This window comes from Actinoplanes sp. NPDC051411, from assembly GCF_040682075.1.
Lineage (GTDB): Bacteria > Actinomycetota > Actinomycetes > Mycobacteriales > Micromonosporaceae > Actinoplanes.
This window is the reverse complement of sequence record NZ_JBFBAD010000031.1, coordinates 17832-31419: the sequence shown is the minus strand read 5'-3', so window position 1 is coordinate 31419 and position 13588 is coordinate 17832. Positions and strand designations below refer to the sequence as shown.

The following is a 13588-nucleotide window of genomic DNA, read 5'->3' as shown; positions in this document are numbered from 1 at the left end:
GTAGGAACAGCAGGGCCAGGACAACCACGGTGTGGGGCCGGAGACTGGTCGTGTGGAGTCGTGGGAGTTCGGGCGTACGGTCAGACGCTGGCGCGACCGCGTCGCGCCCTCGGACGTCGGGGTTCCGGTCGGCCGGCGTCGCCGGGCGACCGGCCTGCGCCGCGAAGAGCTGGCCGGCCTGGCCGGAATCTCGGCCGACTATCTGACCCGGCTCGAGCAGGGCCGCGCGACCGCGCCCTCGGCCCAGGTCGTCGAGGCCCTCGCCCGCACGCTGCGCCTGCCGGTCGCCGAGCGCGATCTGCTTTACCGCCTGGCCGGCCACGCCGCGCCCGGCCTCGACGTCGTCCCGTCCCACGTCACCCCGAGCATCCAGCGGCTGCTCGACCGCCTGGCCCACACGCCGGTCGTCGTCTACGACGCGACGTGGACGCTCGTGCTGGCCAACGCGCCCTACGACGCACTGATGGGCGACACGACCACGTGGCAGGGCATCGAACGCAACGCGGTCTGGCGCAACCTGCTCGGGCCACGCTCGCGGGTCGTGCACACGCCGCCGGAGCAGGCCGACCACGAGGCCCGGCTGGTGGCCGACCTGCGGTTGACGGCGTCGCGCTACCCGGCCGACCGCGCCCTGCGCCGGCTGGTGGCGTCGCTGGGCGAGATGAGCCCGCGGTTCATGACCCTGTGGGAGTCCGACGGGACACCGCCGACGACCGACACCTCGAAGCGGAAGGTCGTCGACCACCCGGCGGTCGGGCGCATCACGCTCGACTGCGACACGCTGCTGGTCGCGGTCGACGACCTGCGCATCACGGTCTACACGGCGGAGCCGGGCACCGAGGACGCCGAGCGGCTCGCCCTGGCCGTGGTCCTCGGCACCCAGACGCTGGTCGACTGACGCGGGCTCCGGCCTGGAAGTATGAGCGTCATGCGACGGCTCGCGCTGTTCTCGTGCGTACTTCTGCTGGCCGGGTGCTCCAAGAGCCCGGCGCCGCCTTCGGCGCCTTCGGGCGGAAACCTGACGGTCACCAGCTCCGACTTCACCGACGGCTCGGCGATCCCATCCGCTTTCACCTGTACGGGCGGGGGCCACCGCCCAACCCTGGCCTGGTCCGGCGTGAGCGCCCCGGCGTGGGCGATCGTCGTCGACGACCCGGACGCCCCCGGCGGCGACTTCTACCACTGGGTCGTGGCCGACCTGCCCGGTTCCGCGGCGACCGTCGGCGACTCGGTGCCGGCGGGTGCCCACGAGCTCAGGAACTCGGGCGGCTCGACCGGCTGGACGCCGCCCTGTCCCCCGTCGGGCACCCATCACTACCGTTTCACGGTCTACGCCCTCAAAGGCCGGACCGGCATACCGGCCGACAGCTCGATCGACGACGCCTTCGCGAAGATCTCGTCGTCCGCGTCCGCTCAGGGACGCCTCACCGGGCTGGTCACGCACACCGGCTGACGGCAAGAATGTCCGGTGTGGAGCACGAGGTCGTCCAGGCCGTGTCCCCCGACTGCCGGGTCGTCTATGTCGACAACGACCCGCTCGTGATCGCCCAGGGCCAGGCCCGGGTGACCGCCCCGGGCGTCGCCTACCTCTCGGCCGACCTCAACGACGCGGCCGCCGTCATCGCCTTCGCCCAGGACGCGCTCGACCTGAGACGGCCGGTCGTGCTCAGCCTGATCGCCATCCTGCAGTTCGTGGTCGACGAGACCCGCGCCCACGCGATCATCGAGCGGCTGATGGAACCGCTCGTGCCAGGCAGCATGCTCGCCCTCTCGATCGTCACCGCCGACAGCGCCCCCGACGAGGTCAACCGGGGTGTGGCGGCCTACGTCGCGCGCGGCCTCGAGGAGAAGGCGCGCGACCGGGCCGAGGTGACCGCCCTGTTCGGCGGCCGCGAGCTGCTCGCCCCGGGTGTCGTTCTCGTCAACCACTGGCATCCGGGTCCCGGTGGCCGCGAGTTCGCCGACGAGCACGTCCACATGTACGGCGGCGTCGCAGTCCAGGGCTAGGGCCGCAGCGACATCCGGGCCGTCGTGCCCAGGCCCGGGCCGGGCGACGTGATCTGCAGCGAACCGCCGTGCGCGGACAGGATCGACTGGGCGATGCTCAGCCCCAGGCCGACCCCGGCCACCGCCTCCGCGCGGGCGTACCGGCCGCGGTAGAACCGCTCGGCCACGTGCGGCAGCTCGTCGGCCGGGATGCCCGTGCCCTCGTCGATCACCTGCACCGACGGCGCCCGCTCGCTGAACGAGACCGCCACCCGCACCAGCTGCCCGGCCTTCGAGAAGCCGATCGCGTTGCGCAGGAGCTGCTCGACCGCCTGGGTGAGCCGGGTGAAGTCGCCCCGGACCGGCGCCGGGCGGCCGGTCACCTCGAGCACGCAGCGTACGTCCCGGTGGGCCTGGTGGCCCTGGCTGGCGCCGATCGCCGCCTCGGCCACCGTGATCAGGTCGACCGGGGTGCGGTCGATGGTCAGCGCGTCGGCCGGGCGGGTGCCGGCCAGCAGGTGGTCCACCATTTTGACCAGCCGCTCGCCGTTGCGCCTGATCGGGTCGATGTACCGGCGGTAGGGCGCGAGCTCGTCCTCCTCGGTGAGCATCTCGAGGTAGCCCTGGATGCTGGTCACCGGCGTGCGCAGCTCGTGCGAGACCGCCGCGACCAGGTCCTCCTCGCGGCTGACCGCGCGGGACAGCTCGTCGCCGAGGTCGGCCAGCAGCAGCCGGGACCGGATGCCGGACAGATGCCCGGCCGCCTGCCCGGCCAGCTGCACGAGCACGTCGGTCTGCCGGTCGCTGATCTGCCGCGGCGAGTCGTCGAGCACGCAGACCGTGCCGAGCAGGTAGCCGTCCTGGTCGATCAGCGGTGCGCCGGCGTACAGCCGGATGTGCGGCCGGCCGGTCACGTTGGCGTAGTCGCGGAACACCGGGTGCGCCCGGGCGTCCGGCACGATCAGCGGCGCGCCCTGCTCGACCACGCGGGCGCAGAACGAAATGTCCCGCGGATCCTGGTCGTTGGCCAGGCCGGTCCGGCCCGCGAACCATTGCCGGTCGGCGTCGACCAGGGTGACCGACGACATCGGGGTGTCGAACACCGACGCGGCCAGCCGGGACAGCTCGTCCAGCACCGCCGGGCGCGCCGCGTCGAGCAGCCCGTAGCTGTGCAGGGCGACGAGGCGCGCTTCCTCTGACCGTGGTTCCACTGTTCCCCACCTTCACCGGAGCGAGGTAATGAACATCGGCTCCGGCCGGGCCGTCTCCAGCGGCCGGCGGTTGCCCTTCGGGTGCAGCTCAGTTCTTGACATCTCGGTCGCGGCAGGCGTCGGGTAAGAGAATGCATAGACTCGCGTCGTTGTCTATCGCCGCCGTCCTCGCCCTTCCAGGCGGAGTATTTCCCGGCGGCACCGGGTCCCATTCATCGACTTTGGTCGCGCACACCGACAAGGGTGCGGTCGCGGGCGTACGCGACCAGGGTGTCGACAGTTTCCTCGGCATCCGTTACGCCGCTCCACCGGTCGGCAACCTCCGGTGGCGCCCGCCCCAGCCGGCCGCCCCCTGGCCGGGTGTCGCGCCGGCCACCTCCTACGGCAACCGGTGCGCGGCCGCGGCCAGCACCAACGGCCCCCGCACCGAGGCCGAGGACTGCCTGTTCGTCAACGTGCAGCGGCCCACCGGGGTCCGCGCCGGCGATCACCGCCCGGTCTATGTGTTCATCCACGGCGGCGGCCTGGTCAACGGCAGCTCCAACCAGGCCGACATGGCGGCCGTCGTGCGCCAGACCGGGGTGATCGGGGTCAGCTTCAACTACCGGCTCGGGGTGCTCGGCTTCCTCGGGCTGGCCGGGCTGACCGCGGAGGGCGGCGAGAGCGGAAACTACGGCTTCCAGGATCAGCAGGCGGCCCTGCGGTGGATCCAGCGCAACGTCGCGGCGTTCGGCGGTGATCCGCGGCGGGTCACGGTCGGCGGCGAGTCGGCGGGCGGCTGGTCGGTGTGCGGGCACCTGGTGGCGCCGGGGTCACGCGGGCTGTTCGCCCAGGCCATGATGCAGAGCGGCTCGTGCACGACCCGCACCCGGGCGCAGGCCGAGGCGTCGGGCGCGGCCCTCGAGTCGGCGGTCGGCTGTGCGGATGTGGCCTGCCTGCGCCGTACGTCAGTGAGCGCGTTGATCGACGCACCGCAAGGGTCGTTCGGTCTGGTTCGGGGAACCCCGACCCTCCCGGCCGATCCGGCCGTCGCCGTCGCATCGGGGCGGTTCGCCCGCGTGCCGATCGTGATCGGCTCGAACCGGGACGAGGGCCGGACCTTCGCCCAGGGCTTCATCGGCCAGACCGAGGCGCAATATGTCGCCTATGTGACCACGACCTACGGCGCGGCGGTGCTGGCCCACTACCCCTGGCCAGCCGGCGCCGACCAGTTCACCGCGGCCTACCTGGTCGGCGCGATCATGACCGATTCGGGCGCGGTGGGCGGCATCGGCGGCTGCGCCGACCGCCGTCTGACCCACTCGCTGGCCCGGTGGACCCGGGTCTACGCCTACGAGTTCGACCATCGCACCGGGCCCGGCCTGACGCCGATCCCGGGCTACGTCTGGGGCGCCGGCCATGCGGCCGAGCTGGCCTACCTGTTCCCGAGCTTCGACAACGGCACGCCGATCGCGCCGACGTTCAACGCCGCCGAGCGGCGGCTGGCCCGGGACATGAAGGCGGCGTGGGCACGTTTCGCTTCTTCCGGTACGCCGGGCTGGCCGTCCCACGGCTTCTATTCGCTGCGGGCGGGCGGCCACAGCCGGCTGATCAGCGACGCCGAGTTCGCCGCCGAACACCAGTGCTCCTTCTGGGATTCGCAGGTGTGATCCACCCGACGGCCTGTTGTCAGGTAAACACGATCTCGACCGTGATGTTGACCTGACAACAGGTCGTCGCACCGTCCTCGTCACCGGCCTCGGCCTCGGCCCGGCCGGCTACCTCGCCGCCGGCGACCGCGTGATCGTCACCGACCGGCCGGCTCGGGAGCGCGAAGCCTTCGCCCGGCTCTACGCCCGAGGGCTTTGTGACCGCGTAGGCGGTTTCTGACGGGCCGGCGGAGCGGTGCCGGCGACCGGGCCCGCGGGCATGACCGGGCCGTGCCGCAGGGTGCGGGTGCCGAGGGGGTGGGGCAGATCGACCGATGCGATGACGAAGCCGTCGGCCTCCGCGGTGCACCGGGTGATCGTCGCGAAGATCTGGACCGTGACGGCGGCCGGAGTCTCGGTGACGACAACTCCGCGCGGTTGAGAGCAGATCCCGGCGGGCACCTCGAGGAACCGCGGGTCGCCGGCGGGGGCGGACGTCGGGAGGACCCACGGCACGCTGACCAGGCCTCGGGTCTGGGCGGCGGTCAGCAGCGGCAGGGCGGCGACCGAATAGGTGGCGATCGGAACCTTCATCACGTCGTGTTCGCAGCCCGCGAGCGCGGCCAGAGCCAAGGCTGCGGCCACCCAACCGGAACGGGAAGTAGGCATGCCGGTTGGACCCCGCACGCCGGAGCCCGGTTCCCGCAACCGCGGTGCCGCGGAAGCCGGGGAGGGGTCAGCGGGGCAGCGTGACGTGGAAGGTGGCGCCGCTGCGGCCGGTCTCCGGGATCACGGTGGCCGAGCCGCCGTGCCGTTCGGCGATCAGCCGGACCGTGGCCAGGCCCAGGCCGGCCCCCGGAATGGCCCGTTCGGTGGCGACCGCGCCGCGGAAGAAGCGCTCGAAGACCAGCGGCTGCTCGGTGTCGGGGATGCCCGGGCCGTCGTCGGCGACCTCGATGTACACGTGGCTGCCGGCGATGCCCAACGTCACGGTCACCGTCCCGCCGGGCTGCGGGTAGGTGATCGCGTTGTCGAGGAGGGCGCCGACCAGTTGGGTGAGCCGGTCCGGGTCGGCGTGCATCGGCAGGCCGTCGGGCAGCCGCTCCACGAGCGTGATGTTCCGGGCCGCGGCCCGGTCGGCGACCTGACGGACCGCCTCGGTGACCACGTGGGTCAGGTCGAGGTCGGACAGGTGCAGGCGGGCGCGTCCGCTGTCCAGGGCCGACAGGTCGAGCAGGGCCTCGACCAGGCGGCGCAGGCGGTCGCTGCCCCGGCGGGCGGCGTCGACCATCGTCATGCTGTCGGCGAGCGGGGTGGCCGGGTCGCCGTCGGCGAGAAGGTCGAGGTAGGAGGCGATCACGGTCAGCGGCGTACGCAGCTCGTGGCCGACCAGGTTGAGGTATTCGTCCTTGGCCCGGCCGAGCGCCCGCTGCAGGTCGTCGGCGCGGCGGGCCTCGGTGACGTCGTGGAAGACCGAGACCGCGCCCAGCCGGCGGCCCTGCTCGTCGGTGATCGGGTGGGCGTTGACCCGCAGCCGCCGAGAGCCGCCGTCGGGCAGGCGGAGCGCCTGCTCGGCGCCGCGTACCTGCTCGCCGCGCAGCGCGTGCATCAGCGGCAGCTGGGTCGGCGTGACCTGGTGGCCGTCCGCGTCGGTGACCGGCACCCGGGCCGCCCACTCCTCCAGGCTCCCGGCGGTGCCGCCCGGGCCGAGCCGGTCGGCCAACGAGCGGTTGACGATCACCAGGCGGCCGCTCGGGTCGCAGGCCGCGACGCCGGTGTCGAGGCTGTTGAGAAGGGTGTCCAGGAAGTGCCGTTGCTCCCGTTCGGCGTCGCGGGCCCGCCGCTCGGCCACGAACGCCGTGCACGCCTGCGCGCCGTCGTCGGCCGCCGCGAGCTGCATCGGCGTCCACTCGCGCGGCACGTAGTCCATCACCGCGCAGACGCCCACCACCTCGCCGAGCGGGTCGCGGACCGGGAAGCCGGCGTACGCGCGGATGCCGGCCGACCGGGCCGGGGCCTCGGACGGCAGCCGCTTGTCGGCCGCCAGGTCGGGAATGACCACCGGGAACCGCAGCCGCATCACCATGCCGGCCAGCGTGAGCGCGATCGGCACCTGCTGCATCGGCAGGAATCCGGCCGGCAGGGCATAGCCGCCGATCAACCGCATGTGCGGCCCCTCGGCCAGGTGGATCATCGCGCTGGCCGCACCGGCGCCCCGGGCCGTGAGCGCCGCCAGGCGGCCGGCCGCCGATCGCGCCAGGCCCCCCGAATGGACCTCGGACGACGCCGCGCCGGCATCCACCATGGGGCCGTTGTCGAGGTGTGTCCGGTTTCCGGCCGGCGGGTGCACAAGCCAGGGCCGGCTCTCGGTGTCGCGGGCCACGGTGCTCACCGCTTCATTGTGGTGGTGCGAGTACCGATATGTGGTCCGGATTCACATGTGTCGCTTCATCCAGATTTGTCGCAAATTAGGGGTTTAAAACTATCTTGAGGCCCTGACGTGCCACGGCGGCCTCGAACGCGGCCGAGACGTCGGCCAGCGGGAAGCGGTCCGAGACCAGATTCCGTACGTCCACCAGCCCGCCCGTCACCAGAGCGGTCGCCCGGGGATAGACCTCCTTCATCCGCCGCACCATGCTGAAGGTCAGCCCCTTGCGCCGGGCCGGACTGGCCGGGAAGGCCGAGGTCTCGGCGCTCGGGATGCCGGCGAGAACGACCCGCCCACCCGGCCGCACCACCCCGACCGCGGCGTCGATCGCCGAGTCGGTCCCGGCGATCTCGAACGCCACGTCGACTCCGAGCCCGTCGGTGAACTCGTCCAGCCGCTCGTAGTAGCGCGGCTCCGACGGATCGAGCACCGCGTCGGCGCCCCGCTCGATCGCCGCCTGCCGCCGGTGCGGCAGCGGATCGGCGGCCAGCACCCGGGCCGCCCCGGCCGCCCGCGCCACCTGGATCATCAGCAGCCCGATCGGCCCGGACCCGATCACCGCCACGCTCGCGCCGAGCCGCACGTGGCCCAGGTCGACCGCGTGCACCGCGACCCCGAGCGGCTCCAGCATCGCGCCGTCGGAGTCGCTCAGGCTGTCGGGCAGCGGGTGCAGGCGGGCGGTGGGCCAGGCGAGGTAGCGCTGGAACCCGCCGTCGCAGTTCGCGTGCCCGGCGAAGACCATGTTGCGGCAGAGGTTGGGGTGCCCGGCCACGCAGAGGTCGCAGTGATGGCACGGGATCGCCGGGTCGACCGCGACCCGCACGCCGTCCAGATCGCCGCCCTCGACCACGCCGGCCATCTCGTGCCCGCCGACCAGCGGGCTCGTGATGCGGGCGTCCCCGATGCCGCCCTCGTCGAACCAGTGCAGGTCGGACCCGCAGAGCCCGACCGCGGTGATCCGCACGAGGCTCTCGCCGTCACGCACCTTCGGCATCGGCTCCTCGGCCAGCCGCACGTCCCGGGCGGCGTGGAACCGCGCGGTCAGGTTGGTCTCAGTCGGCACGCGGACCTCCCTTCGTCCTCCGCCATCCTGCCACTCCCCCGTGACGGTCCGGGTCTTGCGGACGCCCTCCGGTGCGCCGGGGTCAGAAGGTGGCGATCGGGTTGACCGGGCTGCCCGACGTGCCGGCGAAGCGGACCGGCGCGACCGCGAGCTGGAAGTCCCACTGGCCGAACTCGGCCGCCGTCGCCGCGCACAACTCCAGATCGCAGTTGTCGAGCAGCCACAGACCCATCGCCACCAGACCCACCGCGTGAACCGGCATCAGCACGTCGTCGTATCCCGACGGCTGAACCTCCTGCGGGGTGTCGGCCCCGATCAGCGCGACCCCGCGTTCGTGCAGCCACGGCAGGCACGACGCGTGCCAGCCGGCCTGCGCAAAACCGCCGCCGGCCTCGGACCGGACACGGCCGCGCCCGGTCCGCAGCAACACCGCGTCACCGGACCGCACCCGCACACCCTGGCGGCCCTCGGCCTCCTCCAGATCGTCGGGAAACACGCCCTGCCCCGGTTCCAGCCACGGCACATCGCGGACCCGCGCGATGTCCAGCAGCACCCCACGGGTGACAATCCCGTTCGCCGCCGCCGTGACCGCCGCCCACGCCGATCCCGTCGCGGCGTCGACCAGCGAGTGCGGCCGACCGTTGTACATCATGCCGTCCCAGAAGAGGTGGCACGGCGAGTCGACATGGGTCACCGTGTTGCCGTGAAAGGTGAGACCGAGCCGCTCGGACGAGAACCCCCAGCGCCGGTCGGCGTGGAAGGCGGCCGGCATGTTCTCGCCACCGGGCATCTCGGCGGCGCGCGGGCACGAGGTCGTCGACCGCTCCATGTCCTCCGGCACGGCAACCACCCACCCGCACGACACGCTGCGGCCGTGGCGCACGGCCCGCGCCGCCGCCAGCCGGACGTCGTCAGTGATGTGGTTCAGAGTGCCGCGCTCGTCGTCGTCACCCCACCGCCCCCAGTTCGACAGCGTGTCGAAATAGCCGAGCACGTCGTCCTGCGTGACCGTCATCCCAGCATCGACTCCTCCAGTCCCGCCGCCGGGCCCGACGGCTCAGAGCACCTCGGTACGGTACGCGGGTGCCGGCTCCCCTTTGCTCGCAACCTCGTCGCCGGCCGGCCGGAAATATTCGTCCTGGCCCGCGGGGCCCTATAGGTTTGATCAAGCGGTGGGGTCGGCCCGAGGCGCGGTGCCGGCCTCTCGACCAGGACGGCGCCCAGCTCTACTCCGGCGGCTTCACCACGGCTACGCCGCAGACATTCACCACGGTCACCCAGCCGCCGCCCGAAGGCGTCGTCCGGGAGGCGGTTCCTCCGCAGCACAGGAACCGCGCGCTGCGTCCGGCCCAGATCCACCAGGTTCGAGCCGGCACCACGCTTACGGAGCTTCAACCACTGGTTCACTCTCGTTGCACCTTCTGACCTCGCTTGCCGAACCCGGACCGTCTGGCAGTGCCGATCCGTCCCGGCGTTGTCGGGGCTGCTTCCCACCCCTTCCCGGCGTTCCCCCGCTGGTGTTCTCGCCGAACGCGCGCGTTGCAGAGTGGCTGGGTTCTGGGTGGGCAGGCCGCGGATGCGGTTGGTCAGCCGCGTCGACTCGGCGGGCAGGTCGTTGTCGAAGCCGACCAGCATGTGCCGCCCGGCGAGGGCTTCGTCGCCGGCGTGGCGCAGCGTGTGCGGCGGGGTCCGGGCGGCGTCCGTGAACACGAAGGCGTCGCGGGTGTCGGTCTTCGCCGAGTCCGGGCGCAGGGCCAGACCCGGCAGACAGGCCACCTGATGACCACAGGCCCAGGCCCGTCACGGTCAGTGTTCGGGCCGGGACGGCCGGAGCGGCCCCTGTCGGGATTGGTCAGGCCGCTTCCTTTCCGGCTGTCACAGGATGTCGACACCCCGGAAATCCGTGGCCGGAGCTGCCACGCCCGTCGTTTACGTAGCACTGTGGAGCGAGACCAGCACTCACTGTCTGTGACGCACCTGCGCACTGGAATGTTGCTGCCGCGCAGGCCAGAGTACTTTTTGTGCCCACCCCACTTGCCACCCCCCGCACCCACCGTGACGCCGGAGGGCCGCCGATCGAGACGGTCATCCGTGGTCTGCCGGCGTCACACCGGGAGATCCTTGTGGAGACCTTCTTCCGCAAGCGGACTCCCCAGCAGGCCGCCCGCCGCCTCGGAATCGCCCCATCCGAGGCGCGGGCCCTGCTTTACGAGGCCGTCCAGCAACTGTCGGCGCTCACCGGCCGTCACGGCACCTGCAGGGCATTCTTGTCCGGCTTGCCGCTCGGTGCCACCGGCACGGCGTCGATGAGAGTGATGGTCGCGGGGACGGCTTTGGGTCCGAGGCGGGCCGCCACCAGGTCCCGCAGCTCCGAAAGGGAGGGTGTGCTCGCCGGGGCGGCCACCACGAACGCGTGGACCGCCTCGCCGCTGTCCTCGTCCGGGCGGCCCACCACGTACGCCTCGGCGACCGTCGGAGAGGAGGCCAGCGCGCGTTCGATCGGGCCGGCGTAGACCAGTTCGGCCTGCACGATGATGACGTCCCGGGCGCGGCCCTCCAGCCGTAGATAGCCGTCCGGGCCGATGGAAGCGAGGTCGCGTGTCCGCACCCAGCCGTCCACGAAGACTTCGGCCGTCTCGGCCGGGTCGTCCCAGTAGAACGTGGACTGCCAGGGCGTACGGACGTACAGCTCACCGCCGCGCACTTCGACCTGCACATGCGGCGGTGGCTGTCCGACCGAGGAGAGAAGGGAGGGAGAGGTCAGCAGTTCGTCAGGTGTGATCATCGCGATGAGCCCGGCCTCGGTCTGGCCATACCCGTTGAACAGAACGGGGCCGAGCACATCGAGCGCGTCCGCCAGGCGGGCCGGCTCGATCGGTGAACCGCTCACCATCAGGCCCTGCAGCGATGACAGGTCGGCCGGTTCGGCCCGCTGCGCCTTCACCAGCTGGTGGAGCCGCCCGACCGTGATCACACCCGCGGTGGCCCGGAGCTTGGCCACCGCCTCCGGATAGATCGGCGGCTCGGCCGCCACCAGCATGCCGCCGGAGGCGATGGCCAGCACCGAATACTCGAACATCACCTGGGCCGACAGGGACCCGAAGACCAGGAACCGGCTCATCCGTTCCGCGAAGGAGCGGGTCCCCGGTGACCACCGGGACGGCACGGCCTGCTCCCGCGCGCTGATCGCGGCGTACGTCTGGCAGCAGCCCTTCGGAAGGCCGGTGCTGCCGCTGGTGTAGACGATCCGGGCGATGTCGCCGGGGCGGCCGGAGACGACCAGGGGCCGGTCCTCGGCCGCAAGCAGGGCCGGCAGCGCGGCGTCGTCGATCAGCAGCCCGCCCGAGGTCGTCATCACGTGGCGCAGCTGGTCCGGGCGTACCCCGGCCACGCGCGCACCGACCGCGAACGCCGCGACGATGGCGGCGAACGTCTCCGGCGCCACCCCCAGCTGCAGCACCACGCCGTCGCCCGGCGACACCCCGGCCGCGCGCAGTCCCGAGGCGATCCGCCGGATCAGGGACATCATCTCGTTTCCCGAGACCACGCGGTCACCCTGTTCGAACAAGGGTTCAGCGCCCCGGGCGGAAACAAGATCAAGAAGCGGCTGTGGCCAGAGATCCATGGGCGGACGGTAGCCGGGCGTTCTCAGAGAGTTCTGAGATAGGGTTTCTACCTGCACAAAGGGGCGCTTTACTGAAATTTCTCTGATATAACGCTCCTAGCGTCGGCCCGGTGACTCTCGATTACCTGATCATCGGGGCCGGCCCGGCCGGGCTCCAGCTGGCGTCCCAACTCGAGGCCGAGGGAAAGCGCGACTATCTGGTGCTGGAACGGGGTGACGCCCCGGGCACCTTCTTCACCCGCTATCCGCGGCACCGCACGCTGATCTCGCTGAACAAGGTGTACACCGGCAGCGACGACCCCGAGTTCAGCATGCGGATGGACTGGAACTCGCTGCTCAGCGACGACCCGTCGCTGCTGTTCAAGAACTACAGCGTGCGCTACTTCCCGCCCGCCGAGGCGTTCGTCGACTATCTGGCCGACTTCGCCGCCAAGACCGGCGTCCGGATCCGCTACCAAGCCGACGTCACCCGGATCTCCAAAGAGGGCGACGAGTTCGTCGTCCGAACAAGAGACGAGAGCTGGCGGGCCAAGCGGCTGATCGTGGCGACGGGAGTCACCCGCGCCTACCGCCCCGACATCCCGGGGCTGGAGCTGGCCGAGGGCTACGACACGATGTCGGTCGACCCGCAGGACTTCACGAATCAGCGGGTGCTGGTGCTCGGCAAGGCCAACTCGGCCTTCGAGACCGCCGACAACCTGATCGAGACCACCTCGGTGCTGCACGTCGCCGGGCCGCATTCGGTGCACCTGGCGTGGCGTACGCACTTCGTCGGTCACCTGCGCGCCGTGAACGCCAACTTCCTGGACACGTACCAGCTCAAGGCGGGCAACGCGGTGCTCGACGGCAACGTCCGGTCGATCGAGCGGGACGGCGACCACCTCAAGGTGATGTTCGCGTTCTCGCGGGCCGACGAGGTGGTCAAGGAGCTGCACTACGACCGGGTGCTGCTGTGCACCGGATTCGCCTTCGACGCGGGCATCTTCGACGAGAGCTGCCGCCCCGAGCTGACGATCAAGGACCGGTTCCCGGCCCAGACCTCGGCCTGGGAGTCGACCAACGTGCCCGGCCTCTATTTCGCCGGCACCATCACCCAGGTCCGCGACTTCAAGAAATCGACCAGCGGCTTCATCCACGGTTTCCGCTACGGCGCGCGGGCACTCCACAAGATCCTCGAGCAGCGCTACGCGGACACGCCGTGGCCGTCGCGGGAGACCCCGGACATCACCGCGGCGATCATCGAGCGGGTCAACCGGACGAGCGCCCTCTGGCAGCAGTTCGGCTTCCTCGCCGACGTGGTGACCGTCCGCGGTGGCGGCAGGAGGTACCACGAGGAGGTGCCGCTCGACTTCTTCGCCGAGGGCGGCCTCGGTGGCTACGACGACGCGTTCGCGATCACCCTCGAATACGGTCCCGACCACGACAAGGTCGACCCGTTCGACATCACGGTGAAGCGGATCGCGCAGAACTCGGTCGGGCAGGCGCACGACGCGGCGTACCTGCACCCGGTGATCCGGCACTTCCGTGGCGGCACCGTGCAGGCCACCCACCACCTGGCCGAGAACCTCGAGAACATGTGGAACCGGCCCGACGTGCACGTCACTCCGCTGGCCGATTTCGTGGGCCGCGTGCTGGCCGGGGCGTGAG

At 71.6% G+C, this 13588-nt stretch carries 11 protein-coding genes and 2 pseudogenes; 6 read left to right on the top strand and 7 right to left on the bottom strand.

The genetic code is table 11. The features are described 5' to 3' along the window. The first annotated feature begins 52 nt into the window (after positions 1-52). From AB0M88_RS18955 to AB0M88_RS18945, 3 genes are read left to right on the top strand one after another with little or no spacing between them, the layout of a single operon-like run. Entirely contained in the window at positions 53-898 is an 846-nt protein-coding gene (locus AB0M88_RS18955; protein ID WP_364103318.1) for a helix-turn-helix transcriptional regulator, read from the top strand. A 30-nt stretch (positions 899-928) separates the two neighbouring features. Beyond that, positions 929-1453 carry a YbhB/YbcL family Raf kinase inhibitor-like protein gene (locus tag AB0M88_RS18950; protein ID WP_364103315.1) on the top strand — a complete coding sequence of 175 codons (525 nt, stop codon included), beginning with the start codon at positions 929-931 and terminating at the stop codon, positions 1451-1453. A 17-nt stretch (positions 1454-1470) separates the two neighbouring features. Beyond that, positions 1471-2007 carry an SAM-dependent methyltransferase gene (locus AB0M88_RS18945; RefSeq protein ID WP_364103312.1) on the top strand — a complete coding sequence of 179 codons (537 nt, stop codon included), beginning with the start codon at positions 1471-1473 and terminating at the stop codon, positions 2005-2007. Here the strand turns inward: AB0M88_RS18945 and AB0M88_RS18940 are convergent. Beyond that, on the bottom strand, positions 2004-3197 hold the full coding sequence (locus tag AB0M88_RS18940; RefSeq protein WP_364103309.1) for a GAF domain-containing sensor histidine kinase: 1194 nt from the start codon (positions 3195-3197) through the stop codon (positions 2004-2006). The two genes, AB0M88_RS18945 and AB0M88_RS18940, sit on opposite strands and share 4 nt — an antisense overlap. Before the next feature lie 149 nt (positions 3198-3346). Here AB0M88_RS18940 and AB0M88_RS18935 point away from each other — a divergent pair, with 149 nt between their 5' ends. Next, complete coding sequence (locus tag AB0M88_RS18935) at positions 3347-4846, top strand: carboxylesterase family protein (protein ID WP_364103306.1); 1500 nt, start codon at positions 3347-3349, stop codon at positions 4844-4846. A gap of 180 nt (positions 4847-5026) precedes the next feature. Here AB0M88_RS18935 and AB0M88_RS18930 read toward each other — a convergent pair whose 3' ends face one another. From AB0M88_RS18930 to AB0M88_RS18910, 5 genes and pseudogenes are all read right to left on the bottom strand, one after another. Next, entirely contained in the window at positions 5027-5494 is a 468-nt protein-coding gene (locus tag AB0M88_RS18930) for a hypothetical protein (RefSeq protein WP_364103303.1), read from the bottom strand. Positions 5495-5561: 67 nt separating this feature from the next. Beyond that, on the bottom strand, positions 5562-7217 hold the full coding sequence (locus AB0M88_RS18925; RefSeq protein WP_364103300.1) for an ATP-binding protein: 1656 nt from the start codon (positions 7215-7217) through the stop codon (positions 5562-5564). Positions 7218-7293: 76 nt separating this feature from the next. Continuing rightward, positions 7294-8316 (bottom strand): zinc-binding dehydrogenase, encoded by a 1023-nt coding sequence (locus AB0M88_RS18920; protein WP_364103297.1) that lies wholly within the window; start codon positions 8314-8316, stop codon positions 7294-7296. 82 nt (positions 8317-8398) lie between these two features. After that, entirely contained in the window at positions 8399-9331 is a 933-nt protein-coding gene (locus AB0M88_RS18915) for a cyclase family protein (RefSeq protein ID WP_364103294.1), read from the bottom strand. A gap of 545 nt (positions 9332-9876) precedes the next feature. Beyond that, a pseudogene (locus tag AB0M88_RS18910) lies at positions 9877-10101 on the bottom strand (transposase); the annotation flags it as partial. Positions 10102-10337: 236 nt separating this feature from the next. Here AB0M88_RS18910 and AB0M88_RS18905 point away from each other — a divergent pair. Beyond that, positions 10338-10532, top strand: a pseudogene (locus AB0M88_RS18905) (hypothetical protein); the annotation flags it as partial. Between the two features lie 29 nt (positions 10533-10561). On the opposite strand, the gene AB0M88_RS18900 reads toward AB0M88_RS18905, so the two are convergent. Further along, complete coding sequence (locus AB0M88_RS18900) at positions 10562-11941, bottom strand: fatty acid--CoA ligase family protein (RefSeq protein ID WP_364103287.1); 1380 nt, start codon at positions 11939-11941, stop codon at positions 10562-10564. Positions 11942-12051: 110 nt separating this feature from the next. Here AB0M88_RS18900 and AB0M88_RS18895 point away from each other — a divergent pair, with 110 nt between their 5' ends. After that, positions 12052-13587 carry an NAD(P)-binding domain-containing protein gene (locus tag AB0M88_RS18895; RefSeq protein WP_364103284.1) on the top strand — a complete coding sequence of 512 codons (1536 nt, stop codon included), beginning with the start codon at positions 12052-12054 and terminating at the stop codon, positions 13585-13587. The last annotated feature ends 1 nt before the right edge of the window (position 13588 follow it).